The following is a 23,552-nucleotide window of genomic DNA, read 5'->3' on the forward strand; positions in this document are numbered from 1 at the left end:
AATGGTCAGCGCGACAAGCTTGCCGTCGTTACCGTAGGCGTACAGCCAATCTCCTTCGACCACCGGGCGGGCACGCACCCCGGCGCTGTCGATACGGGTCCGAGCAACGAAACGCCCATCGACCTGGCTCAGGAAGTGCAGATAGCCCTCCTTGTCACCCACCACGACATAGCTGGAAAAAACCGCCGGCGCGGAAAGCTGCCGACGCAGCAGCGAATCATTACTCCACAGCACGGTTGTCGACCGCTCATCGATGCCGAGAACCGTACCGTCGGCCTGGCTCACGTAGACGCTGCCATACCCCTTCGCCAGACCGGTCGCCGTCGATGCATCACGCTGCCAGAGAATTCGACCACTCTCCAGATCCAACGCGGCTGCGCGACCCTGGAAAGACGCGACATACAGGGTCCCGCCTGAAAGCAGCAAGCCGCCGTCGATATCGACGACGCGCTCGAGCTCGGAACGACCTTGCGGCACGGCGATCCGCTGCTCCCAGATCGGCAAACCGCGGCGGGTGTCCAACGCTACGACCTTGCCGCTGGACAGGCCGGCAATCGCCAGCTCGTTGGTCAGCAACGGTGCGCCGGTACCGCGCAGGGTCAGGACGGCTGGCGAGCTTTCGTAGCTCCAACGCTGTTCGCCGGTGTCGATTTCAAGCGCGATGACGCGGTCATCCTGAGTCTGAACAACAACCACGTCACCATTCACTGCAGGCGCGGCAAGCACCTCGCTGCTGACCTGGCTGCGCCAGCGCTCTTCCCCGGTCGAAACATCCAGTGCCAGCACTTCACCACGCAGGGTGCCGACCAGAACCAGGCCATAGCCCGCCCCAACCGCACCCGAAATCGGCACTTCCAGGTCGTTCTTCCAGTTGACCTTGCCGGTCGAACGATCCATTGCAACAACCAACCCTTCGACATCGGCGGCAAATATCTCGTTACCGTAGACGACGGGGGCCAGCAGATTGTAGGTCTCGCCCTGGCCTTCGCCGATGGAACGGCTCCATTGCTCTTTCAGCTGAATTTCAGCATCAAACTTGACCAGCTCGGCGGGTTCGGGTTCTTTCTTGTCATTACTGCTGCAACCCGCCGCAAGAACGGCCAGGGTCAGCAATGCTGCAGTTTTCCAACGCATCAATTTACGCCTCTCCACGAGCCAGATCGTCAAGTTTCAGCTGTAGGCCGCCAATTGCGGCATCCTGAGACAGCAGTTCTTTTGCCTTGGAATAGGCGGCGTGGGCTTCTTCAGGACGTTCCAGCTGCACCAGCAGATCGCCCCGTAATTCCTCACGACTAGCGGCAAATGCATCGACAGCCTCGCCTTGCAGCAGCGCTAGTCCTTCTTCTGCCTTGTCCTGCGCCGCCAGAATACGGGCCAAACGCTGACGAGCCAGCTCTTCCAGGGTCTTGTCAGCAGGCTTGTCCAGCACGGCCTGCAGCTCGGTGGCAGCTTCGTCGAGACGGCCAGACTCGACCGCGACCTTGGCGACGAAGAGGCTGCCGTACTGAGCGTAATGAGAACCGGCAAACTCCTTCTGCAGCAGATTGCCCAGGCGCGAGACCTCGGCGGTATCGGCTCCCCCCTCTTCCAGGGCGGCATTCAGCAATTGCTGATAGACCGTCGAGGCGTTCTGCGCCTGATTGAGCTGATGCTTCTGCCAGTACTGCCAGCCGAACACCAGCGCCAGAGCAAGCGCGCCCCCCAACAGCAATGGCTTGCCGTTCTGCAGCCACCATTCCTTGATTTGCGCCAGCTGTTCTTCTTCGGTACCCGAGGTCACACTGTCACTCCTTAAATTCGCTGAAATCAGACCTGTCCGCTCACGCCAGACAGGCAGCCAGACGCTCGGGTAGAGCATCCCAGGCAATGCTTTGCTGTTCGCTGTCGTCGCGCAGCGGCTTGCAACCTACCACGCGTCCGGCCAGTTCGTCGTCACCCAGAATCAGCGCGAAACGGGCACCACTCTTGTCAGCCTTCTTGAACTGGCTCTTGAAGCTGCCGCCGCCCGCGTTGACCAGCAGGCGCAGGCCGGGTAAAGCGTCTCGCAACCGCTCCGCCAGGCCCAGCGCCGCAAGCTCGGCCGCCTCGCCAAAAGCACAGATGAATGCATGCGCCGGCTGGTTAAGTTCGCTTGGCACCAATTCGAGCGTTTCGAGTAGCAACACCAGACGTTCGATACCCATGGCGAAGCCAACGCCCGGCGTCGGCTTGCCGCCAAACTGACTGACCAGCCCGTCATACCGACCACCCGCGCAAACAGTACCTTGCGAGCCCAGTTTGTCGGTCACCCACTCGAACACGGTACGACCGTAGTAATCGAGGCCACGGACCAGCTTGGGATTGATCTGATAGTCGATTCCCGCCGCTTCGAGCCGAGCCTTGAGGCCGTCGAAATGGGCGCGCGATTCGTCGTCCAGGTAGTCATGCAAGCTCGGCGCATCGGCCAGCAACACCTGGGTCTGGGCATTCTTGCTATCGAGAATACGCAGCGGATTAGTGGTCAGGCGGCGCTGACTGTCTTCGTCGAGCTGATCGAAATGCTGCTGAAGATAGGCCACCAACGCATTGCGATAGGTCGCGCGCGCTTCGCTGGAGCCCAGACTGTTCAGCTGCAGGGTGACCGCATCGGACATGCCGAGCTGCTTCCACAGCCGGGCCGTCAGCACGATCAGCTCGGCATCGACATCCGGCCCCGGCTGATTGAAAACTTCCACCCCAATCTGATGGAACTGGCGATAGCGACCCTTCTGCGGCTTCTCGTAACGAAACATGGGGCCGGCATACCAGAGCTTCTGCACCTGGCCGCCGCCGGTCATGCCATGTTCGAGCACTGCGCGTACGCAACCGGCAGTACCCTCGGGGCGCAGCGTCAGAGATTCCTCGTTACGATCAAGAAAAGTGTACATCTCCTTGTCGACCACATCGGTCCCCTCGCCGATGCCGCGGGCGAACAGATCGGTAAACTCGAGGATCGGCAGACGAATTTCGTTGTAACCGTAGCTATCGAGCAGCTGTGCGAAGGTCGTTTCGAGGTAGCGCCAGACCGGAGTCTGGGCCGGCAAAATATCGTTCATGCCACGAATGGCTTGTAGGGACTTGCTCAATTCGGTTCCTTATTTCAGCTGCGCAGGATCAGCGCAGCGTCAGTCTCGGCCTTCTCGGTGGCCTTGCGACGAATCAGCTGTTCCAGTTCATCGACCAGATTCTCATTGTTCAGCTTCTGTGCCGGCTTGCCGTCGATATAGATGAGATTGTTAGGCGTGCCACCCGTCAGACCAATGTGTGCTTCCTTGGCTTCGCCGGGCCCGTTGACGACGCAGCCGATCACCGCGACATCCATAGGCACAAGCAGATCATCAAGCCGACCCTCGAGCTCGTTCATGGTCTTCACCACATCGAAGTTCTGTCGCGAGCAACTTGGACAGGCGATGAAGTTGATTCCGCGCGAACGCAGACGCAGCGACTTGAGAATGTCGAAACCGACCTTGATTTCTTCCACCGGATCAGCTGCCAGCGAGATCCGGATGGTGTCGCCGATGCCTTCGGCGAGCAGCATGCCCAACCCGACGGCAGATTTGACCGTACCCGAACGCAAGCCACCGGCTTCGGTAATGCCCAGATGCAACGGCTGCTCGATCTTGTCGGCCAGGAGACGATAGGCCGCTACGGCCATGAACACGTCCGAGGCTTTAACGCTCACCTTGAAATCAGGGAAGTTCAGTCGGTCAAGATGCTCGACATGGCGCAACGCCGACTCAACCAGCGCCTCGGGCGTCGGCTCGCCGTACTTTTTCTGCAGATCTTTTTCCAACGAACCGGCATTGACACCAATGCGGATCGGGATGCCACGGTCGCGTGCCGCTTCGACCACGGCACGGACCCTGTCTTCGCGGCCGATATTGCCGGGGTTGATGCGCAGACAGTCAACGCCAAGCTCAGCGACACGTAGCGCGATCTGATAGTCAAAATGAATGTCCGCCACCAATGGCAAACCGACGCGCTGCTTGATCTTGCCGAACGCCTCAGCGGCTTCCATCGAAGGCACCGACACACGAACGATGTCTGCGCCGGCATTCTGCAGCCGCTCGATCTGTGCAACCGTGGCATCGACGTCACAGGTTTCGGTGTTGGTCATGCTCTGTACGGCGATAGGCGCATCGCCGCCGACCGGTACCTTGCCTACCCAGATTTTTCGGGTAAGGCGACGCTTGATAGGAGACTCACTGTGCATGTTTACTGTCCGAGCTTGAGACGCGCAGTTTCGCCGCGCGTTTTGCCAGAAAGACTGACGGCTTCACCGTTGAAGCTGACCTGCACGCCGGACGCAAATCCCAGATGCAGGTCCAGTGGTGTTTCGCCGACCAGGGTGCGGCTGCTGCCCGCTTTAGCCAACCCGCTGTAGAGCACTTCGCCATTCGCATCGGTAACGCGCGTCCAGCAGTCCGCGGTGTAATCCAGCGTCAACCGCCCTTCCCCCGGTGCGACGGTCTCCGCTTCAGCCACCTCGGGCACGTCAGCCACTGGCGCAGGCGAGGCGTCGGCGTCCACTGCCACCGGTGCCGCACTGGACGTTGCAGTCTCATCCTGTGGATTTGGCATTTCGGCTGCCGTTTCGACTGCTGGCTGCTCATCTGCCGGCACCATTTCGGCGCCGGGAGTCTGGACCTCGTCGTTGGTTCCCGCTGGCATCGAGTTGATCGGTGCCTCGATCGAAAGCTCGGCAGGTTCTTCGGTACGGTCGAGCAAATGGATCTCGGTAGTGCCATCTGCAGCTTCGACCTCGATTCGCTCAAGCGCTGAAACCGGCGGACCTGCCTCGGTACGCGCTGAGCGATCTTGCCACCACAAGAACGCACCGACCCCGATCACAAGCGTCAGGATGAAGGTAAAGAAACGCACCATGCTACGCGACAGGCGCACAGGTTGATCAATGTGGCCAAGACTGTTGACGCTGCTGCCGGTAGCATCCGTACCGGTATGTTGGTCGAATTGCTGTACCAGGCGATTCTGGTCCAGACCCAGCAGCTTGGCGTAGGCACGAACGTAGCCGCGGGCAAACGTATGCCCCGGCAGCTGACTGAAGTCACCCGCCTCGATCTGCGTGAGTGATCGCTCCGAAAGGTTGAGCTGCCTGGCCACCGAAGAGAGGGACCAATTTTTACCCTCACGCGCAGCGCGCAACGTTTCGCCAGGGTTGGCCAGAGCCGTCGGGGCAGCGGCTTCAGTATGGGGCGCTATCATCGTTGCTCCGAAACAAACTGTTGATATTCAGACGTCCCCGGATACAGGCGTTTGAGCTGTAAACCCAGGCTCGCTGCCTGATCACGGTCCTGATGGATGTTCGCCAAACGAATACCCAGCAACAGACTGCGAGCATTTTGCTCGGAAAGGCTGCTGAAGCCGTCGTAGTAGCGTTTCGCCGGAACGTACTGCTTGTCTTCATACGCCATCACTGCCAATTCGAGCAGGGCTCGCGGCTGCCGGCTGTCGAGGCGCAAAGCGCGAGTGAAATAGGTTTCGGCCTGCTCTCGCTGGCCTAGCATCAATGCGGTCATGCCCATGTTCTGAAAGACGTGGGAGCGCCCGGAATAGAGATTGTCTTCGGCTGCCTTTGCGAAACGTTCCATCGCTTCCGGATAGCGCTTCTGCTCGAAGAGAAAGCTGCCGTAGTTGTTGAGAATACGGGCGTCGTTGCGGCTAGACAGAGCCTTGCGGTAATGCTCGTCTGCTAGCTGGGTTTCCATCTCGTTCTGAAATACCAGCGCCAATGCCGCATGGGCATCCGCGCTATTGGGATCCAACTCGAGCGCTTTGCGTAGCGGCGATTTGGCACGCGAGGCCTCGCCTTGCTGCAGATAGCCGATGCCAAGCTGGATATAGGCGTCTCGCGCTTCGTCCCGACCTTCCGAGGTACGCATCGGGTTGCCCGATCCGGAGGACACACAACCAGCCATAAGGCCAGCGAGCAGAAACAGCAGCGCAACGCGCAATATCATCAGCAACATCCCTCAGGAACGGTTCGTAGCAATGGACGCCGTACCTGGCTCGGACTGCAGCTCTCGCACTGCGATGTAACGCTCGCTGCGGCGTGTGCGATCCATTACCTGCCCGACCAGCTGGCCGCAGGCGGCATCGATATCCTCACCACGGGTGGTACGTACCGTTACATTGTGCCCGGCTTTATGCAGGATGTCCTGAAAACGACGGATCGCATTGTTGCTCGGCCGCTCATATCCGGAATGAGGGAACGGATTGAAGGGAATCAGATTGATCTTGCAGGGAATCTTCGCCAATAGCGTGATCATCTGCTCGGCGTGTTCGGGCTGGTCATTAACGCCCTGCAGAAGCGTGTATTCAATCGTAAGAACGCGTTTCTCGCCCAAGTTGGAGATATAGCGCTGGCAGGCCGCCAGCAGCATATCCAGCGGATACTTCTTGTTGATTGGCACCAACTGATCACGCAGCGCATCGTTCGGCGCATGCAGCGACAACGCCAGGGATACGTCGATGACCTTGGACAGCTCCTCGATCATCGGCACTACGCCGGATGTCGACAGCGTTACCTTGCGCTTGGAAATACCATAGCCCAGGTCGTCCATCATGATCTGCATGGCAGCGACGACGTTATCGAAGTTGAGCAAGGGCTCGCCCATACCCATCATCACGACGTTGGTGATGGCGCGATCGACCTTGGCCGGGATAGTGCCGAACGATTTATTGGCAATCCACACCTGTCCGATCACTTCGGCGGCGGTGAGGTTGCTGTTGAAACCTTGTTTGCCGGTCGAGCAGAAACTGCAATCCAGTGCGCAGCCGGCCTGAGAAGAAACACAGAGCGTGCCGCGTCCGCCTTGAGGAATGTAGACGGTCTCCACACAGCTACCCGAAGCCACGCGCACGACCCACTTACGGGTGCCGTCAGTGGAGATGTCTTCGCTGACAATTTCGGGGCCGCGGATCTCGGCAGAGGCCTTGAGCTTTTCGCGCAAGGCCTTGCCGATATTGCTCATGGCATCGAAGTCATCGACGCCAAAGTGGTGAATCCATTTCATGACCTGACCGGCACGAAAGCGCTTCTCCCCTATTGAATCGAAGAAGCTTTCCAGCTGGGGCTGGGTCAGCCCCAGCAGATTCACTTTACCGGTCGTAACAGTCATCTGAATTCACCTTCGCCTGATCAGCGAATGCGGGCACACACTTCGGTGGCGGAGAAGAAGTAGGCAATCTCGCGAGCCGCGGACGCTTCGGAATCGGAACCGTGAACGGCGTTCTCGTCGATGGACACGGCAAAATCGGCGCGGATGGTGCCGGCAGCAGCTTCTTTCGGGTTGGTAGCGCCCATCAGCTCACGGTTCTTGGCGATGGCGTCTTCGCCTTCCAAAACCTGAACGATGACCGGACCGGAAACCATGAACGCAACCAGATCCTTGAAAAAACCGCGCTCGCTGTGCTCAGCGTAGAACCCACCCGCTTCGCGCTCGGATAGCTGGACCATTTTCGACGCAACGACGCGCAGCCCGGCCTTCTCGAAACGGGAAGTGATCTCGCCGATAACATTCTTGGCGACGGCGTCAGGCTTGATGATGGAGAAAGTGCGTTGCAGGGCCATTTGAAACTCCAGAAATCGATAGGTTAAAACAAACGAGTAAACCCGCGAATTATACGCGGGTCACGAATGAAAATATAAGAGTAGCTGTGATCTGCTGATGGCTGGAAAGGCCGTGCGCTCGCTTCTGACTTGAAGAGCGCGGCGCCAGACTGCCTATCGGTCTAGGCTTCTTCTATCCAGGCAGCCTGTATGGCTTCGAGCACCTTTTCGCCGCCGCGCTTCGGATCATCCGAAAAATCCGGCAGCTCGACGACCCAACGGTGCAGCTCGACAAAATTCACATAACGCGGATCTACATCCGGTTTGCTTTCGACCAGTTCAATCGCGATATCCAGCACATCAGACCACTTAAGCGCCATGCTTCACCTCACCCTCAATGGCCTTCGGAGACTTGATTGATGGTGTACTTCGGAATCTCGACCACCAGGTCGACGTCCGCAACAGCCGCCTGACAGGACAATCGAGAATTGGGTTCAAGCCCCCATGCCTTGTCCAGCATGTCATCCTCAAGCTCATCCGATGCTTCCAGCGAGGCAAAGCCCTCCCGGATCACCACGTGGCAGGTTGTGCAGGCGCAGGATTTTTCACAGGCATGCTCAATGTCGATACCATGTCGCAGCGCGGCATCAAGCACGGTCTCGCCGGGCTGCGCTTCCACCACCGCTCCTTCCGGGCAATGGTCGACATGGGGCAGGAAAACAATCTGCGGCATCTGGGTCATTCCTCGATATCGTTAAGCCGTCGCCCAGCCAACGCGGCCTTGACGGTTGAATCCAGCCTGCGCGCGGCAAAGGCATCGGTAATCTGGCTCAAGCGTTTGATCTGGCGTTCGATGGCAACCCCATCGTGACTATTGAGCAGCTCGCGAAGACCCACCATCTGCGAGTCGATCGCCACGCGCTCCTCCTCACTGAGCAGGCGCTCGCCGTCTACGGCCAGGGCGCCCTCGACCGCCTCGAGCAACCGTTGCGCATCGACCAGTTGCTCACGTAGCGCACGGGCTGCCTTGTCATCGTTGGCTTTGTGAAAAGAATCTTCCAACATGCGAGCGATCTCGCCGTCGGTCAGCCCGTAGGATGGCTTCACCTGAATGCTCGATTCGACGCCGGACGCCAGCTCCCGAGCCGATACGTTGAGTAGCCCGTCGGCGTCGACCTGAAAAGTCACGCGAATCTTCGCGGCACCAGCCACCATCGGAGGGATGCCGCGCAGCTCGAAGCGAGCCAGCGAACGGCAATCAGCGATAAGCTCGCGCTCTCCTTGCAGCACGTGGATCATCATGGCCGACTGGCCATCCTTGTAGGTCGTGAAATCCTGCGCGCGCGCAACGGGGATCGTGGTGTTGCGCGGGATGATCTTTTCCATCAAACCGCCCATCGTTTCCAAACCCAGCGACAGCGGAATGACGTCGAGCAGCAACAGTTCCTCGCCATTGCGATTGTTGCCGGCCAAGGTCTCAGCCTGGATCGCTGCACCGATCGCGACGACCTGGTCGGGGTCGATGTCGGTCAGCGGCTCCCGACCGAACATCTCACCTACCCGCTCGCGCACCCGCGGTACGCGGGTGGAACCGCCGACCATGACCACCGCCTGGACTTCGTCCATCTCGACCGACGAATCACGCAATGCGCGTCGACAGGACTTGAGACTGAGCGCGATCAGCGGATCGATGAGCTCGTTAAAGATTGCGCGCGTCAGGGCGCCCTGCCAACCGGCGTATCGCAACTCAACGAACTCGGCGTTGCTGAGCTGCTCCTTGGCATCGCAAGCTATCTTCAGCACCTCTCGCTGAGCACCTGGATCAAGATCTTCGGAGGCACCGGCCTGCGCCAGGATCCAGCCAGCTATCGCATGATCGAAGTCGTCGCCGCCGAGCGCGGTATCTCCGCCGGTAGCCAATACTTCGAATACGCCTTTGGTTAGACGCAGAATGGAAATGTCGAAGGTTCCGCCACCCAGATCATAAATCGCCACGACGCCCTCAGCTTCGCGGTCCAGACCATAGGCAACAGCGGCGGCGGTAGGCTCGTTAAGCAGCCGCAACACGTTGAGATTAGCCAGGCGTGCAGCATCCTTTGTCGCTTGACGTTGCGCATCATCGAAATATGCCGGGACCGTGATCACCGCACCGACCAGCTCGCCGCCCAACACGCCCTCAGCACGCTCGCGCAACACGCGCAGAATTTCAGCAGAAACCTCGACCGGGCTTTTAGGGCCTTGCACCGTCTCAACGAATGGCATCTGTGATTGCCCCTCGCTGAACCGATACGGCAGCTGTCCACCCAGCTGTTTCACATCACCGATTCCCCGTCCCATCAAACGCTTTACGGACAGAATGGTATTCAACGGGTCGCTGGCAGCAGCGGCTATCGCCGCCCGTCCCACTTCGACGCGATCGTCGTGATAACGCACCGCCGAAGGCAGAATCACCTCTCCTTCAGCATCGGCCAACGGCGCCGTAACGCCACTGCGCAGCGCTGCAACGAGCGAGTTGGTAGTGCCCAGATCGATGCCGACCGCCAGGCGGCGCTGATGGGGTTGCGGGCTTTGTCCGGGTTCAGCTATCTGAAGTAAGGCCATGTCTGTCTGATATCGGGCGCAGCGTCTGGCGCTACGCGGGGTTAATCGTCGAGGCGCTCTTCCAACTGGCGCACTTCTTGGGATAGCTTGTCGAGGAATTGCATGCGGCGCACCAGCCGTTCTGCCAGCTCGCGCTGCGACTCATCCCGCCAAATGCCCGCGAACGAATCATTCAGATTCTGCTGAGCCGCCTTGAGCCGAGCCTTGAAAGAAACGATGCCTGCGATATCGGCGCTGTCCTGCAGCTCTTCGAGCTCTTCGCGCCATTGCATTTGCTGCATAAGGAACGTCGGATCCTGGACGGTCGCCTCCAACGGCAGCTCGCGACCCTCGAGCGTCAACAAGTAGCGAGCCCGATGCGACGGGATTTTCAGCGTCTGATAGGCCTCGTTCAGATTCGTCGACCGCTCGATGGCATGACGCTGTTCTGCTTCCCCCGCGTCAGCAAAGCGGTCAGGATGAACCTTACGCGCTAGCTCGCGATAACGAGACGACAGGATTTCCGGATCGATATCGAACGTCGGCTGCAGCTCGAACAGCGCGTAGTGACAGGGAGTTCCCACAGCGCCCTCAGATATTGAAGCTTTCGCCGCAGCCGCACTCGCCACGCACGTTAGGGTTGTTGAACTTGAAGCCTTCGTTCAGTCCCTCGCGGACAAAATCGAGCTCGGTGCCATCGAGGTACACGAGACTCTTGGGATCGATGATCACCTTCACGCCATTGCTGTCGAAGACTGAATCCTCTGCAGCCGCTTCATCCACGAACTCGAGCACGTAGGCCAAGCCAGAACAGCCTGTGGTGCGTACGCCCAACCGGACCCCGAGGCCCTTGCCGCGACCTTCCAGAGAACGGCGCACGTGTTCGGCAGCGGCGGTTGTCATGCTGATAGCCATCGATACCCCCTTAAGCCTGCGGCAGCCCTTTCTTCTCACGATAATCGCGAACGGCCGCCTTGATGGCGTCTTCTGCCAGTACCGAGCAATGGATCTTCACCGGTGGCAGCGCTAGCTCTTCAGCCAGTTGAGTGTTCTTGATGGTTTCGGCCTCTTCCAGCGTCTTACCCTTCATCCACTCGGTGGCGAGAGAGCTGGAGGCGATAGCCGAGCCGCAACCGTAGGTCTTGAACTTGGCGTCTTCGATGACGCCCTGCTCGTTGACCTTGATCTGCAGGCGCATCACATCGCCGCAGGCCGGAGCGCCGACCATGCCAGTGCCGATGGATGGGTCCTCAACGTCGAACTTACCGACGTTGCGGGGATTTTCGTAGTGGTCAATGACCTTGTCGCTGTATGCCATGGTGCAATCCTCAATGAATCAGGCTATGCGGAACTCGACGGATCCACTCAGTGGGCTGCCCACTCGACCTGCGAAATATCGACGCCATCCTTGAACATGTCCCACAAGGGTGAAAGCTCACGCAATTTCGTTACCGCCTCGCTGACTTTCTGCGCGGCGTAATCGACTTCCTCTTCGGTGGTGAAGCGACCGAACGTAAAACGGATCGAGCTATGTGCCAGCTCGTCATTACGACCCAGCGCGCGGAGCACATAAGACGGCTCCAGCGAAGCGGACGTGCAGGCCGAACCAGAGGAAACCGCCAAGTCTTTGAGCGCCATGATCAGCGACTCGCCCTCGACATAGTTGAAACTCAGGTTGAGGTTGTGCGGCACGCGCGCGGTCATGCTGCCGTTCACATAAAGCTCTTCCAGATGCTCAACCTGCTTGAAGAAGCGATCGCGCAGCCTAGTGATGCGCTCATTTTCAGCAGCCATCTCTTCCTTGGCGATGCGGAACGCTTCACCCATGCCGACCGATTGATGCGCCGCCAACGTGCCCGAGCGCATACCGCGCTCATGCCCACCGCCATGCATCTGGGCTTCCAGGCGTACGCGCGGCTTGCGCCGCACATAAAGCGCACCAACACCTTTGGGGCCGTAGGTCTTGTGAGCGGAGAAGGACATCAGATCGACCTTCATCTTTTCCAGATCTATCTCGACCTTCCCGGTCGACTGGGCAGCGTCGACGTGAAACAGTACGCCGCGCGAGCGCGTGAGCTCACCAATAGCAGCGATGTCGTTGACCGTTCCGATCTCATTGTTGACATGCATGATGGACACCAAGGCGGTGTCATCACGAAGCGCTGCTTCGACCATGGCAGGCGTAATCACACCGTCCTCGCCAGGCTCGATATAAGTCACTTCGAAACCTTCGCGCTCAAGCTGACGGGTCGTATCCAGAACAGCCTTGTGCTCGATCTTGCTGGTCACGATGTGCTTGCCCTTGGCGGCGTAGAAGTGCGCAACACCCTTGATTGCCAGGTTGTCCGACTCGGTCGCACCGGATGTCCAGACGATTTCGCGAGGATCGGCATTGACCAGCTCTGCTACTTGGCGGCGTGCGTTCTCGACGGCCTCCTCGGCCTTCCAGCCAAAGGCGTGGGAGCGCGACGCCGGATTACCAAAGTTGCCTTCGGCGGTCAGGCATTCAACCATCTTCTCGGCGACGCGAGGGTCGACGGGTGTGGTCGCGGAGTAGTCCAGGTAAATCGGCAACTTCATCAGATATCTCCTATCAGGCTGTCGTCCTGCTCATTCGATGGCGGACGCTTCAATCTTGTCCAGTTGCGGAGTCTGGCCATTGGCGCGACGCATATCCTGACGCAGAGCCACTTCCTGAACCTCGCGGCGCATCACCAGATCCGCCAGACTGATGCCACTCAAAAACTCATGGATCTGCTGACTCAAATCGCACCAGAGATGGTGGGTCAGACAAGTGTCTCCCGAATGACAGTCACCCAGCCCCTGGCAGCGCGTGGCATCTACCGACTCGTTGACCGCGTCGATGACTTGCGCGACTTGAATGCCGGCCATCTCGCGCGAGAGTTGATAGCCACCGCCCGGCCCGCGAACACTGGTCACCAGACTGCCACGGCGCAGCTTGGCAAACAGTTGTTCGAGATAGGAAAGCGAGATGCCTTGCCGCTCGGAAATATCCGCGAGCGACACCGGACCGTGTTGCGCATGCAGCGCAAGGTCGAGCATCGCAGTGACGGCGTAACGGCCTTTGGTAGTCAATCGCATCGGCTCGCACCAAGCATCATGGTTTGACGCGAGTATGCAATACCCGACTATTTAGATCAACTATAAGCCCTATTGAATTACTCGGACTTTAGCCGCACGACGAAGTGTCAAAGCGAGCCCGTGCTAACTTGCCGCAGACAGACGGCCATCATAACAGCACGTCTGCCACATCGCACTTCAGGAGCGAGACTCTTCGCCAGCGCGTTTAACTTCAGCAAAATCTTCCTCACGCAACTCAGGCATCTGCTTTGCGCAATAATCGCTGCCAAGGGCAGTTAACGCCTTGCACATGCCATCCATGCGCTCCTCAACCGCTTGAACATGGTCAAGCAATTGGCCGATAGCGCGCGCCACCGGATCAGGCATGTCCTCAGTCACGCCGTATGCATCGAACCCAATCTTCTCAGCGATCGCCTTGCGCTTGGCCTCTTGCTCGTCATCTGACTTGACGATCACCCGGCCCGGAATCCCGACAGCAGTCGCGCCAGCCGGAACCGCACGAGTGACCACTGCGTTGGACCCGATCTTGGCGCCTGCACCCACCGTGAACGGGCCAAGAATTTTCGCCCCCGCCCCAACGATCACCCCATCTTCAAGCGTTGGGTGACGCTTGCCCTTGTTCCAACTGGTACCGCCCAGGGTGACCCCATGGTAAAGCGTGACATCATCACCGATCTGCGCCGTTTCACCGATAACGATGCCCATCCCGTGATCTATGAAGAAACGCCGACCTATTTGCGCGCCCGGATGAATTTCGATGCCCGTCAGCCAGCGTGCCAGATTCGAATTCATCCGCGCTAACCATTTGCAATCGTTTATCCAAAGCCAATGAGATACCCGATGAAACCAGACAGCATGCAGGCCCGGGTAACAGGTGACGACCTCGAATGCGTTACGCGCTGCCGGATCGCGATGGAAAACGCCCTGGATATCTTCGCGCATGCCCTCGAACATCAGTCACTTCTCCGCTTGTGGGGTTCGCCGCGGACGGCCTTCTGGGTCTCGGTAAGGATTCCGCGCAGAATATTCATTTCTAGCTTGCTGATACCGCTACGACCGTAAAGCCTGCGCAGGCGGGGCATAAGATGCCTGGGCTTCTGGGGATCGAGGAAGCCGATTTCGACCAGGGTCTGCTCAAGATGACCGTAATAATGCTCGAGCTCATCGGCGGTCACCGGCTGAGTGTCCAGCATCGAGGTGGTTTCGAGCTTCTCTTGCTTGCTCGGCTTGTCGTTTGCCGCCAGCCAGGCCATGCGCACTTCATAAGCGAGCACTTGCACCGCCGCCGCCAGGTTCAGCGAGCTGAAGTCAGGATCTGACGGGATATGCACATGGTACTGGCAGCGCTGAAGCTCTTCGTTGGTAAGCCCGGCATATTCGCGTCCGAACACCAACGCAACCTCACCGCCTCGCTCGATCTGTTCAAGACAGACCGTACCGGTTTCGCGCGGATCCAGCAGCGGCCACGGAATACGACGATCACGCGCACTGGTGCCCAGCACAAGACTGCAGCCCACCAACGCCTCCTCGAGCGTCGCCACAATTGCCGCAGAATCCAAAATATCGGTCGCACCCGAGGCCCGAGCGACGGCGTTCGGGCTCGGAAAATCCTGTGGGTCCACCAGCACCAAGCGGGACAAGCCCATATTTTTCATGGCACGGGCCGCACCGCCGATATTCCCAGCGTGACTGGTGTTGACCAACACTACGCGAATGCTCTGTAGCGACACGGTTTTTTCTCTAGCAGAAAGCAGACCGAAAGCTTACAGGAAGGATCCGTAGCTTCGCCATTAACCGCTCAGAACAAGCCCTCGCCGCTCAACATGTCGCGCGGGTTTCTGATAGAATTATCGGCTTTCTTTAAACGACCAGGTATTTGATCGATGCAGCCCATGCTGAATATCGCGCTGCGCGCCGCCCGTAGCGCTGGCGAAATGATTGTCCGCTCCACCGAGCGCCTGGACGTGATCTCGGTTAGCGAAAAGGACGCGCGCGATTACGTCTCTGAAATCGACCGCACCGCCGAGCAACTCATCGTTGCCGCGCTGCGCAAAGCCTATCCGAACCACGGCATATTGGGCGAGGAAGGCGGGCTACTGGAGGGCAGCGGTGACGGCAAGGATTACCTATGGGTAATCGACCCGCTGGACGGCACCACCAACTTTCTACGTGGCGTTCCCCACTACGCAGTCAGCATCGCTTGCAAATTCCGCGGTCGCCTCGAACACGCCGTAGTGATCGATCCAGTGCGCCAGGAAGAGTTCACAGCTAGCCGGGGACGTGGCGCCGCCCTCAATGGGCGCCGCCTGCGCGTGAGCGCGCGCAAGAGCCTGGAAGGCGCCCTGCTCGGCACCGGCTTCCCGTTCCGCGATGGGCAGATGGACAACATGGACAGCTACCTGAACATGTTCCGCAGCCTGGTCGGCCAAACCGCAGGGCTTCGTCGCGCAGGAGCAGCCAGCCTCGATCTGGCCTACGTCGCTGCCGGTCGCTATGACGCGTTTTGGGAATTTGGCCTCTCCGAGTGGGACATGGCCGCAGGCGCCCTCCTGATCCAAGAAGCGGGCGGTCTGGTCAGCGACTTTAGCGGCAGCCATGAATACCTGGAGAAGGGCCAGATCGTTGCTGGCAACACCAAGTGCTTCAAGGCCGTGCTTACCGCTATCCAGCCTCATCTGACCCCAGCACTGAAACGCTAGTCACGAAGAAAAAAAAACGCCCTTCCGGGCGTTTTTTCATATCCGTTCACTGCTGCGTCAGCACCAGTTGCCCATCATGGACTGGAATTTTCTGGCCTGGGTCGCGATCCATCCGCACCTGCCCAACCTTGCCGTCAAGATCGTATTTCACCTCATAGCCAACAATCTTTTGGTGGCTATCAGTGACCGTACTGCAACGGGTTTCCGTTGTGCTATAGGTGTCATTCGCCTGCATGCGGCCCTGAACCTGATTGCCGGCGTAACCACCGCCGACCACCCCGGCGACCGTGGCAATCTTCTTGCCGCTCCCACCACCAATCTGGTTTCCGAGCAGACCACCGACCACCGCCCCAACGGCCGTGCCGGCAATACGGTTACTGTCCTGCACGGGTCTTTGGCGGGTAACCGTCACGTCCTTGCATACTTCCCGAGGTGTCTTGACGGTCTCCTCAACGGGATTCACCGCCAGTACGCTGGCGAACTCAGGCCCTTGATCGACCAGCGCGTAGGTTGCAAAAGCACCACCAGCGCTCACCACAACAGCCCCGAGTACGGTACCGATCAACATCGACTTGTTCACTGCATTTTCCTTTCATCTGACGAGCCAGGCTCGCGGCGGCGCCTTGGACCCGTCAGCGTGCTGGAAGTTCGAACTCAGGGAAGCTCGTCGACCTCCTCGACAACAGGGGGAATTAGATCTTCGCGCGTCAGATTCAGCCAAACCAGCAACATGCCGGCGACATAAACCGACGAATAGGTACCTGCGCCGACACCGATCAGAAGCGCCAGGGAGAAGCCCCATAGATTTTCGCCACCAAAGAACATCAGCGCACCGACGGCCAGCAGCGTGGACACCGAGGTCGCCAGGGTGCGCAGCAAGGTCTGTGTGGTGGAGATATTAATATTCTCCAGCAGTTCCGCCTTGCGCAGCATCCGGAAGTTTTCACGGATTCGGTCAAAGATGACGATGGTGTCGTTCAACGAATAACCAATCACCGCCAACACCGCTGCCAGCACCGTCAGGTCAAAGGAGATCTGAAACAGAGAGAAGACGCCTAGCACCAGGATCACGTCGTGGAACAGCGACAGCACCGCGCCGAGACCGAACTTCCACTGAAAGCGGAACGCGACATAAACCAGAATGCCACCCAGGGCAAGCAACATGCCCAGACCGCCCTGGTCCCGTAATTCCTCACCCACTGCCGGCCCAACGAACTCCACTCGCTTAACCGTTACAGCACTGCCCGCCTCGCCACCGCGCAGCGCTTCGGCAATGCGCTCACCCAGTAGAGGATCGTCGCCCGGCATGCGCACGAGGACATCAGTGGTGGCGCCAAAACTCTGAACCACAGCCTCGCTAAAACCGGAACCGGCAAGCTGAGAGCGCACCTGATCCAGAGCGACCGGTTGCTCGTAAGAGAGCTCGATGAGCGTGCCGCCGGTAAAGTCCAGACCGAAGTTCAGTCCCTTTACCGCCAGACTCGCCAGGGAGGCAAGCGTGAGCGCTACGGTCAGAGCAAACGCCACATGACGCACGCCCATGAAATTGATTACGCGTTTCATCGTGCCAGCCCCTTAAATCCACAACTTCTTGAGATCACGGCCACCGTAGATCAGATTGACCATGGCTCGAGTCACGACGACAGCGGTAAACATGGAAGTGATGATCCCGAGCGAGAGCGTAACGGCGAAGCCCTTAATCGGTCCGGTTCCCATCGCGAACAGTATGCCGCCGACCAGCAGAGTCGTCAGGTTGCCGTCAACGATCGCCGAAAACGCTCGATCGAAGCCCTCGTGGATGGCGCGCTGAACAGACATGCCATTGGCGATTTCTTCTCTAATCCGGGAAAAAATCAGCACGTTGGCGTCAACCGCCATACCCATCGTCAACACGATACCGGCGATACCCGGCAGTGTCAGCGTGGCACCCAGCATCGACATCAACGCCATTAGCACCACCATGTTGAACAGCAGCGCAACCGTAGCTAACAAGCCGAAGAACTTATAGATCAACACCATGAATATTGCGACGAAGAGAAAGCCCCACAGGGCTGCCTCGATACCGAGCTGGATGTTTTCAGCGCCCAGACTTGGACCAATGGTGCGCTCCTCAGCGAAATACATCGGCGCCGCAAGCCCGCCAGCACGAAGCAGCAGAGCCAACTCGGACGACTCGCCCTTACCATCCAGACCGGTGATGCGGAACTGACTACCCAGGGGTGACTGAATGGTCGCCAGGCTGATGATCTTCTTTTCTTCCTGGAAGGTCTCGACGCGCACTTCCTGCTCAACACCGTCGACCATCTGCTTGACATAGCGAGTAGTAGGCCGCTGCTCGATGAACACGACCGCCATGCTGCGCCCGACATTGTTGCGGGTAGCGCGGTTCATCAGGTCGCCGCCGTGGCCATCCAGACGAATGTTCACCTGCGGACGGCCATTTTCGTCATAGCTGGCCTGAGCATCGGTGACCTGATCGCCGGTAATAATCAGGTTACGCTCAAGCTGAGCAGGTGGACGCCCCTCTTCACGGAACTCAAATGTCTCGGTTGTCGCTCGTGGCGCATCCGCCTCGGCCGCGAGACGGAATTCGAGGTTGGCGGTCTTGCCCAGAATACGCTTGGCTTCAGCAGTGTCCTGCACCCCTGGGAGCTCGACAACGATACGGTTGGCACCCTGACGCTGAACCAAGGGTTCGGAAACCCCAAGCTCGTTGACCCGATTACGGACGGTAGTCAGGTTCTGTTTGATTGAATATTCACGGATCTCGGCCAGCTTGGCTTCGGTAATCGCCAGGCGCAGCACCTGCTGGCCATTGCGTTCGGTGGAAGTCAGCTCAAAATCGTTGAAGTTTTTGCGGATCAGCGCCTGGGCAGCCGAAAGCGTGGCTTCATCGGCAAAACCTAGCTGCACAGCGTTGTCAGTCGACGGAAGGCTGCGATAGCGCACACGCTCCTTGCGCAACAGACTCTTGACTTCACCCTCGTAAACATTGAGCCGTGTTTCGATGGCTTTTTCCATGTCGACTTCGAGCAGGAAATGCACGCCACCAGACAGGTCCAGGCCCAGTTTCATCGGGCTCGCGCCCAGATTGCGCAGCCATTCAGGCGTCGTGGGCGCAAGGTTGAGCGCAACCACGTAGGCATCGCCCAGCGCGCGGCGCACCACGTCCTTGGCTGGCAACTGATCGTCCTGATTGGTCAGGCGCAACAGGCCGCCACGACCCTGTTCGTCCAGGCCCGCCGCCTTAACTTCGATGCCGGCCTCAGCAAGTGCCTTGCTGGCACGATCGAGATCGGCTTCAGTGACGTTGAGCGAAGCCGCAGCGCCAGTGACCTGAACCGCCGGGTCATCAGGATAGAGATTTGGTGCCGAATAGATGAAGGCAATGCCTAGCACCACCACTATCAGCAGGTATTTCCAGAGAGGGAATCTATTGAGCATGACGCAGCCCGTCTAATGACGCGGGGCGCCTTGCGCGCCCCGTCGTTGGTGTTGAGTAGTAGTCAGCTCAGATGGCTTTCAGCGTGCCCTTGGGCAACGTTGCGGCAATCGCTGCCTTCTGGAACTTCAGCTCCACCGAGTCGGACACTTCGATCACGACGAAGTCATCAGAAACCTTGGTGACCTTGCCCGCGATGCCACCGGACGTCACCACTTCGTCACCCTTCTGCAAGCCGCCGATCAGGTTCTTATGCTCCTTGGCGCGCTTGGCCTGCGGGCGCCAGATCATCAGGTAGAAGATGACCAGAAAACCGACCAGGAACAGCCACTCGAAGCCACTACCGGCGGGACCAGCGGCAGCCTCTTGAGCGTAGGCGGCGGGAATCAGAAAGCTCATGTAGCACTCCTGTTGCAGAGATCAGTTTAGTTATGGATTCGTCACGCAAGCGGCGGCGTTGGCAGGCCGCGCTTGGCATAGAAGGCGTCGACAAAGGTCGCCAATGTACCCTGTTGAATAGCATCGCGTAAACCAGCCATCAGACGCTGGTAATGACGCAAGTTGTGGATTGTATTCAACATGCTGCCCAGCATTTCGCCACACTTATCCAAATGATGCAGATAGGCACGGGAGAAGTGTTTGCAGGTGTAACAGTCGCAACCGGCATCCAGTGGAGAATCGTCGTGCCGATGCATGGCGTTGCGAATCTTGACCACGCCACTGTCGGTAAACAGGTGCCCGTTGCGCGCATTGCGCGTCGGCATGACGCAATCGAACATGTCCACACCGCGGCGCACGCCTTCGACCAGATCCTCCGGCTTGCCCACCCCCATCAGGTAACGCGGCTTATCGGCCGGCATTTGCGGCGGCAGAAAGTCGAGCACGCGGATCATTTCTTCCTTGGGCTCGCCGACTGAAAGCCCTCCGATCGCCAGGCCATCGAAACCGATCTCGCACAAGCCTTCCAACGAGCGCATGCGCAGCGACTCATGCATACCACCCTGAACGATGCCGAACAGCGCCGCAGGGCTATCGCCGTGCGCATCCTTGGAGCGCTTTGCCCAGCGCAGCGACAATTCCATCGAGCGCCGCGCGACGTCTTCGTCGGCTGGATAGGGCGTACATTCGTCGAAGATCATCACGATGTCGGAGCCGAGATCGCGCTGCACCTGCATGGACTCCTCGGGCCCCATGAAGACCTTGGCGCCATCGACTGGCGAGGCAAAGTAGACGCCCTCCTCCTTGATCTTGCGCATCGCCCCAAGGCTGAATACCTGAAAACCGCCCGAGTCGGTCAGGATCGGCCCCTGCCATTGCATGAAATCGTGCAGGTCACCGTGCGCCTTGATCACTTCAGTGCCCGGCCTCAGCCAGAGATGGAATGTGTTGCCGAGAATGATCTGCGCGCCGATCCCCTCGATATCGCGCGGCAGCATGCCTTTCACTGTGCCATACGTGCCCACCGGCATGAACGCCGGGGTTTCTACCGTGCCTCGTGGAAAGGTCAAACGCCCACGACGGGCCTTGCCTTCGGTGGCAAGCAGCTCGAAAGACATGTGACAGGTACGACTCATTGGGAAACCTCGGGGCCGCGCGGGGCCGGATTGCGCGTGATGAACATGGCATCACCGTAACTGAAAAAACGATAACCGTTGGCGATCGCCTCGGCATAGGCGGCCATGGTTTCCGGATAGCCGGCGAAAGCGGAGACCAGCATCAGCAGCGTCGACTCAGGCAAATGGAAGTTAGTGACGAGCGCATCGACCACATGAAACGGCTTGCCCGGATAAAGGAAGATGTCGGTATCGCCACTGAAAGGCTTGAGCACACCGTCGCGCGCAGCACTCTCAAGCGAACGCACGCTGGTGGTACCTACGGCCACCACTCGACCGCCCCGAGCACGACAGGCCGCCACCGCATCGACAACGCCCTGATCAACTTCGAGCCATTCGCGATGCATATGGTGCTCTTCGATACGCTCGACGCGTACTGGCTGAAAGGTACCCGCGCCGACATGCAGCGTGACAAAGGCACTCTCAACACCTTTATCACGCAGCGCCGCCAGCAACGGCGCATCGAAGTGCAAGCCAGCCGTTGGCGCAGCGACTGCGCCGGCCCGTTGCGCATAGACCGTCTGGTAACGCTCACGATCGCCGGCTTCGTCCGGACGGTCTATATAAGGCGGTAACGGCATATGGCCGACGCGCTCCAGCAACGGCAATACGTCTTCGTCGAACTCCAATTCGAACAGCGCATCATGCCGCGCCAGCATCAGCGCCTCACCCCCACCATCGATATGAATCCTGCCCCCTGGCCTGGGCGACTTACTGGACCGTATATGCGCCAGCACCCGCCGATCATCGAGCACGCGCTCGACAAGCACTTCGACTTTCCCACCAGTAGCTTTCTGGCCGAACAGCCGCGCCGGAATCACTCGCGTGTTGTTAAACACCATCAGGTCGCCGGAGCGTACGTAATCGAGCAGCTCCACGAAGTTATGGTGACCAAGCGAACCAGTCGGCCCGTCGAGCGTCAGCAAACGACTGCCACGACGCTCGGCCAAAGGATGTCGGGCGATCAGCGAATCAGGAAGATCGAAGGAAAAAGCAGAGACTTGCATTGAAAAGATCAGCACGGGACATCAGGGGCGCAAAGCTTAGCGGAAACACCTCATTCTGACCACGTTAGACGATTGACCGTTACGCATTGCATCCCTATACTGCGCCGCCACTGTGCCTCGATGGCGGAATCGGTAGACGCAGCGGATTCAAAATCCGCCGTTGGTAACAACGTGAGAGTTCGAGTCTCTCTCGAGGCACCATAATTCAGTGATCAGAGGTAACTTTTACCTCTGATAAAGGGAGCCGCAGCAAAAAGCGGCGTCACCCTTGCGACAGACCAGCAGCACTCTGCCGAAGCAAACCCTAGCTTCAAGCAAAAACAGCTGCCCACTGCCGGTACGGCAGGCAGCGTCGGTCGAATCAAATCGCGATAAAGCAGAACGTCTGCGACACCAAACAGCACTGGAAGCACCGCTTGCAGTGGGTATAAGTCTATGGCTCCAAGGGCTTGGCATCGCCCAGCGAGTTATCGTAGAGTGTGCCCACTGTGTTTGCATGGGTCGCTGTTGAATCGTGGCCTGATGCAGTAGATCTTCAGATCCGCTACATCCGTTCGACTCTTTACTCCTTGCAACCAGTTTCCGCTTTCTGCATATGCAGAGGCGCTTCCACTATTGAGTTTCAAGGATACAAAGCTATGTCGAATCGTCAGAACGGTACCGTCAAGTGGTTTAACGACGAAAAAGGTTTTGGTTTCATCACTCCCGAGAGCGGTCCGGATCTGTTCGTGCATTTCCGCGCGATCGAAGGCAACGGCTTCAAGAGCCTGAAAGAAGGCCAGAAAGTCAGCTTCATCGCTGTGCAAGGTCAAAAGGGCATGCAGGCTGACCAGGTTCAAATCCAGGAATAAGCCCCACTCCCAAAAGCCCTTGATGGCAACATCAGGGGCTTTTTTATGCGCGCGTTTCCGTAGAATGCGTCACTGCCTTTTCTAGCGAGACACATGCATGCGCAACCACCCGCTCAGCCCGCCGGGCCCGTTTCCTGTCGCCGGCCTGACTCGTCGACTCGCCGCCATCTTCTATGATGCTTTTCTGTCGATTGCACTGATGATGGTGGTCACGCTGTTTTATCAGCAGGTGATATTGCGCTTTTTTTATGGCAGTGAAGGTCTTAGGGCTGTCGCTGAATCAGGCGGCCTCGATATAGACCCGATCCTATCGACGTTGCTGCTGTTTACCCTATTCGCCTTTTTTGCCAAGTTCTGGACGCATAACGGTCAGACGCTCGGAATGCAGGTTTGGGGGGTGCGGATCCAAAACACCGACGGCACCGCCATTGACTTATGGCAGGCACTGTTGCGTTTCCTGATTGCCATCATGTCCTGGCTCGCCCTGGGCCTGGGCTACTGGTGGATGCTCTGGGACAAGCAAAACCGGACATGGCAGGACATCTATTCCGAGAGCCGGGTCGTCCAGCTACCGAAGAACACGCATAAAAAATAGACTGGAAACTGCTCGGTTCGCCTGCCGATGGCCAAGCCTTTTTTTGCAGCTTGAGGCTCGCCGCTGCTCTCTCCG

Annotated in this window: 27 protein-coding genes and 1 tRNA gene; 4 read left to right on the forward strand and 24 right to left on the reverse strand. The window is 58.6% G+C overall.

What is annotated here, in order from left to right; translation table 11 throughout:
• The 18 genes from bamB to trmJ all read right to left on the reverse strand — a co-directional run.
• Positions 1–1,134 (reverse strand): outer membrane protein assembly factor BamB (bamB, locus tag PSTU_RS0110865; protein WP_019341055.1); only part of this gene is annotated, 1,134 nt, incomplete at its 3' end.
• 4 nt (positions 1,135–1,138) lie between these two features.
• A complete protein-coding gene (locus PSTU_RS0110870; protein ID WP_019341056.1) occupies positions 1,139–1,780 on the reverse strand; it encodes a YfgM family protein in 642 nt (213 codons plus the stop codon).
• Between the two features lie 40 nt (positions 1,781–1,820).
• A complete protein-coding gene (gene hisS / locus PSTU_RS0110875) occupies positions 1,821–3,104 on the reverse strand; it encodes a histidine--tRNA ligase (RefSeq protein WP_019341057.1) in 1,284 nt (427 codons plus the stop codon).
• A 14-nt stretch (positions 3,105–3,118) separates the two neighbouring features.
• Positions 3,119–4,231 carry a flavodoxin-dependent (E)-4-hydroxy-3-methylbut-2-enyl-diphosphate synthase gene (gene ispG / locus PSTU_RS0110880; RefSeq protein WP_019341058.1) on the reverse strand — a complete coding sequence of 371 codons (1,113 nt, stop codon included), beginning with the start codon at positions 4,229–4,231 and terminating at the stop codon, positions 3,119–3,121.
• A gap of 2 nt (positions 4,232–4,233) precedes the next feature.
• Positions 4,234–5,241 (reverse strand): helix-turn-helix domain-containing protein, encoded by a 1,008-nt coding sequence (locus tag PSTU_RS0110885; protein ID WP_019341059.1) that lies wholly within the window; start codon positions 5,239–5,241, stop codon positions 4,234–4,236.
• Positions 5,238–5,996, reverse strand: a complete 759-nt coding sequence (gene pilW / locus PSTU_RS0110890; protein WP_029404728.1) for a type IV pilus biogenesis/stability protein PilW — start codon at positions 5,994–5,996, stop codon at positions 5,238–5,240. Before pilW ends, PSTU_RS0110885 begins: the two co-directional genes overlap by 4 nt.
• Before the next feature lie 12 nt (positions 5,997–6,008).
• Positions 6,009–7,157 (reverse strand): 23S rRNA (adenine(2503)-C(2))-methyltransferase RlmN, encoded by a 1,149-nt coding sequence (gene rlmN, locus PSTU_RS0110895; protein ID WP_019341061.1) that lies wholly within the window; start codon positions 7,155–7,157, stop codon positions 6,009–6,011.
• 20 nt (positions 7,158–7,177) lie between these two features.
• Positions 7,178–7,609, reverse strand: a complete 432-nt coding sequence (gene ndk / locus PSTU_RS0110900) for a nucleoside-diphosphate kinase (RefSeq protein WP_019341062.1) — start codon at positions 7,607–7,609, stop codon at positions 7,178–7,180.
• Between the two features lie 161 nt (positions 7,610–7,770).
• Positions 7,771–7,968: a Fe-S cluster assembly protein IscX gene (iscX, locus tag PSTU_RS0110905; RefSeq protein WP_019341063.1), complete on the reverse strand. Its 198-nt coding sequence runs from the start codon at positions 7,966–7,968 to the stop codon at positions 7,771–7,773.
• Positions 7,969–7,982: 14 nt separating this feature from the next.
• Positions 7,983–8,321 carry an ISC system 2Fe-2S type ferredoxin gene (gene fdx, locus PSTU_RS0110910; protein WP_029404729.1) on the reverse strand — a complete coding sequence of 113 codons (339 nt, stop codon included), beginning with the start codon at positions 8,319–8,321 and terminating at the stop codon, positions 7,983–7,985.
• 5 nt (positions 8,322–8,326) lie between these two features.
• On the reverse strand, positions 8,327–10,189 hold the full coding sequence (gene hscA / locus PSTU_RS0110915; RefSeq protein ID WP_019341065.1) for a Fe-S protein assembly chaperone HscA: 1,863 nt from the start codon (positions 10,187–10,189) through the stop codon (positions 8,327–8,329).
• A gap of 41 nt (positions 10,190–10,230) precedes the next feature.
• Positions 10,231–10,752: a co-chaperone HscB gene (gene hscB / locus PSTU_RS0110920; RefSeq protein ID WP_019341066.1), complete on the reverse strand. Its 522-nt coding sequence runs from the start codon at positions 10,750–10,752 to the stop codon at positions 10,231–10,233.
• A 7-nt stretch (positions 10,753–10,759) separates the two neighbouring features.
• Entirely contained in the window at positions 10,760–11,083 is a 324-nt protein-coding gene (gene iscA, locus PSTU_RS0110925; RefSeq protein ID WP_019341067.1) for an iron-sulfur cluster assembly protein IscA, read from the reverse strand.
• Between the two features lie 10 nt (positions 11,084–11,093).
• Entirely contained in the window at positions 11,094–11,486 is a 393-nt protein-coding gene (gene iscU / locus PSTU_RS0110930) for a Fe-S cluster assembly scaffold IscU (protein WP_019341068.1), read from the reverse strand.
• Between the two features lie 47 nt (positions 11,487–11,533).
• Positions 11,534–12,748 carry an IscS subfamily cysteine desulfurase gene (locus PSTU_RS0110935; RefSeq protein WP_019341069.1) on the reverse strand — a complete coding sequence of 405 codons (1,215 nt, stop codon included), beginning with the start codon at positions 12,746–12,748 and terminating at the stop codon, positions 11,534–11,536.
• A 30-nt stretch (positions 12,749–12,778) separates the two neighbouring features.
• On the reverse strand, positions 12,779–13,270 hold the full coding sequence (gene iscR / locus PSTU_RS0110940) for a Fe-S cluster assembly transcriptional regulator IscR (protein ID WP_019341070.1): 492 nt from the start codon (positions 13,268–13,270) through the stop codon (positions 12,779–12,781).
• A 177-nt stretch (positions 13,271–13,447) separates the two neighbouring features.
• The gene (cysE, locus tag PSTU_RS0110945) at positions 13,448–14,224 is read right to left on the reverse strand and encodes a serine O-acetyltransferase (RefSeq protein WP_019341071.1); all 777 of its coding nucleotides are present in this window, start codon (positions 14,222–14,224) and stop codon (positions 13,448–13,450) included.
• Positions 14,224–15,000, reverse strand: coding sequence for a tRNA (cytosine(32)/uridine(32)-2'-O)-methyltransferase TrmJ (gene trmJ / locus PSTU_RS0110950; protein WP_029404730.1), 777 nt, complete (start codon positions 14,998–15,000; stop codon positions 14,224–14,226). Before trmJ ends, cysE begins: the two co-directional genes overlap by 1 nt.
• Positions 15,001–15,153: 153 nt before the next feature.
• Here trmJ and suhB point away from each other — a divergent pair, with 153 nt between their 5' ends.
• Positions 15,154–15,969 (forward strand): inositol-phosphate phosphatase, encoded by an 816-nt coding sequence (gene suhB, locus PSTU_RS0110955; protein ID WP_019341072.1) that lies wholly within the window; start codon positions 15,154–15,156, stop codon positions 15,967–15,969.
• Between the two features lie 46 nt (positions 15,970–16,015).
• Here suhB and PSTU_RS0110960 read toward each other — a convergent pair whose 3' ends face one another.
• The 6 genes from PSTU_RS0110960 to queA all read right to left on the reverse strand — a co-directional run bounded on the left by PSTU_RS0110960 (position 16,016) and on the right by queA (position 22,031).
• Positions 16,016–16,549, reverse strand: a complete 534-nt coding sequence (locus PSTU_RS0110960) for a glycine zipper 2TM domain-containing protein (RefSeq protein ID WP_019341073.1) — start codon at positions 16,547–16,549, stop codon at positions 16,016–16,018.
• Positions 16,550–16,623: 74 nt separating this feature from the next.
• Entirely contained in the window at positions 16,624–17,532 is a 909-nt protein-coding gene (secF, locus tag PSTU_RS0110965; RefSeq protein WP_019341074.1) for a protein translocase subunit SecF, read from the reverse strand.
• A gap of 12 nt (positions 17,533–17,544) precedes the next feature.
• Positions 17,545–19,413 (reverse strand): protein translocase subunit SecD, encoded by a 1,869-nt coding sequence (secD, locus tag PSTU_RS0110970; protein WP_019341075.1) that lies wholly within the window; start codon positions 19,411–19,413, stop codon positions 17,545–17,547.
• A gap of 67 nt (positions 19,414–19,480) precedes the next feature.
• Positions 19,481–19,810: a preprotein translocase subunit YajC gene (yajC, locus tag PSTU_RS0110975; protein ID WP_019341076.1), complete on the reverse strand. Its 330-nt coding sequence runs from the start codon at positions 19,808–19,810 to the stop codon at positions 19,481–19,483.
• Positions 19,811–19,851: 41 nt separating this feature from the next.
• A complete protein-coding gene (gene tgt / locus PSTU_RS0110980) occupies positions 19,852–20,967 on the reverse strand; it encodes a tRNA guanosine(34) transglycosylase Tgt (RefSeq protein ID WP_019341077.1) in 1,116 nt (371 codons plus the stop codon).
• 14 nt (positions 20,968–20,981) lie between these two features.
• Positions 20,982–22,031 (reverse strand): tRNA preQ1(34) S-adenosylmethionine ribosyltransferase-isomerase QueA, encoded by a 1,050-nt coding sequence (gene queA / locus PSTU_RS0110985; protein WP_029404732.1) that lies wholly within the window; start codon positions 22,029–22,031, stop codon positions 20,982–20,984.
• Positions 22,032–22,145: 114 nt separating this feature from the next.
• Here queA and PSTU_RS0110990 point away from each other — a divergent pair.
• The 3 genes from PSTU_RS0110990 to PSTU_RS0111000 all read left to right on the forward strand — a co-directional run bounded on the left by PSTU_RS0110990 (position 22,146) and on the right by PSTU_RS0111000 (position 23,477).
• A tRNA-Leu gene (locus tag PSTU_RS0110990) sits at positions 22,146–22,232 on the forward strand.
• Positions 22,233–22,669: 437 nt separating this feature from the next.
• Positions 22,670–22,882, forward strand: a complete 213-nt coding sequence (locus tag PSTU_RS0110995) for a cold-shock protein (RefSeq protein WP_014853413.1) — start codon at positions 22,670–22,672, stop codon at positions 22,880–22,882.
• A gap of 97 nt (positions 22,883–22,979) precedes the next feature.
• A complete protein-coding gene (locus PSTU_RS0111000; protein WP_019341079.1) occupies positions 22,980–23,477 on the forward strand; it encodes an RDD family protein in 498 nt (165 codons plus the stop codon).
• Positions 23,478–23,552 lie beyond the last annotated feature (75 nt).

This window comes from Stutzerimonas stutzeri SDM-LAC (assembly GCF_000235745.1).
GTDB classification, from domain to species: domain Bacteria; phylum Pseudomonadota; class Gammaproteobacteria; order Pseudomonadales; family Pseudomonadaceae; genus Stutzerimonas; species Stutzerimonas stutzeri_H.

Coding starts and splice junctions, on each gene's coding strand:
- ndk (WP_019341062.1), bottom strand. CDS start 7,609: ATGGCCCTGCAACGCACTTTCTCCATCATCAAGCCTGACGCCGTCGCC.
- hscA (WP_019341065.1), bottom strand. CDS start 10,189: ATGGCCTTACTTCAGATAGCTGAACCCGGACAAAGCCCGCAACCCCAT.
- iscR (WP_019341070.1), bottom strand. CDS start 13,270: ATGCGATTGACTACCAAAGGCCGTTACGCCGTCACTGCGATGCTCGAC.
- yajC (WP_019341076.1), bottom strand. CDS start 19,810: ATGAGCTTTCTGATTCCCGCCGCCTACGCTCAAGAGGCTGCCGCTGGT.
- PSTU_RS0110885 (WP_019341059.1), bottom strand. CDS start 5,241: ATGATAGCGCCCCATACTGAAGCCGCTGCCCCGACGGCTCTGGCCAAC.
- suhB (WP_019341072.1), top strand. CDS start 15,154: ATGCAGCCCATGCTGAATATCGCGCTGCGCGCCGCCCGTAGCGCTGGC.
- rlmN (WP_019341061.1), bottom strand. CDS start 7,157: ATGACTGTTACGACCGGTAAAGTGAATCTGCTGGGGCTGACCCAGCCC.
- iscU (WP_019341068.1), bottom strand. CDS start 11,486: ATGGCATACAGCGACAAGGTCATTGACCACTACGAAAATCCCCGCAAC.
- cysE (WP_019341071.1), bottom strand. CDS start 14,224: ATGTTCGAGGGCATGCGCGAAGATATCCAGGGCGTTTTCCATCGCGAT.
- secD (WP_019341075.1), bottom strand. CDS start 19,413: ATGCTCAATAGATTCCCTCTCTGGAAATACCTGCTGATAGTGGTGGTG.
- tgt (WP_019341077.1), bottom strand. CDS start 20,967: ATGTCTTTCGAGCTGCTTGCCACCGAAGGCAAGGCCCGTCGTGGGCGT.
- iscX (WP_019341063.1), bottom strand. CDS start 7,968: ATGGCGCTTAAGTGGTCTGATGTGCTGGATATCGCGATTGAACTGGTC.
- ispG (WP_019341058.1), bottom strand. CDS start 4,231: ATGCACAGTGAGTCTCCTATCAAGCGTCGCCTTACCCGAAAAATCTGG.
- fdx (WP_029404729.1), bottom strand. CDS start 8,321: ATGCCGCAGATTGTTTTCCTGCCCCATGTCGACCATTGCCCGGAAGGA.
- pilW (WP_029404728.1), bottom strand. CDS start 5,996: ATGATATTGCGCGTTGCGCTGCTGTTTCTGCTCGCTGGCCTTATGGCT.
- secF (WP_019341074.1), bottom strand. CDS start 17,532: ATGAAACGCGTAATCAATTTCATGGGCGTGCGTCATGTGGCGTTTGCT.
- PSTU_RS0110935 (WP_019341069.1), bottom strand. CDS start 12,748: ATGAAGTTGCCGATTTACCTGGACTACTCCGCGACCACACCCGTCGAC.
- PSTU_RS0110995 (WP_014853413.1), top strand. CDS start 22,670: ATGTCGAATCGTCAGAACGGTACCGTCAAGTGGTTTAACGACGAAAAA.
- queA (WP_029404732.1), bottom strand. CDS start 22,031: ATGCAAGTCTCTGCTTTTTCCTTCGATCTTCCTGATTCGCTGATCGCC.
- PSTU_RS0111000 (WP_019341079.1), top strand. CDS start 22,980: ATGCGCAACCACCCGCTCAGCCCGCCGGGCCCGTTTCCTGTCGCCGGC.
- iscA (WP_019341067.1), bottom strand. CDS start 11,083: ATGGCTATCAGCATGACAACCGCCGCTGCCGAACACGTGCGCCGTTCT.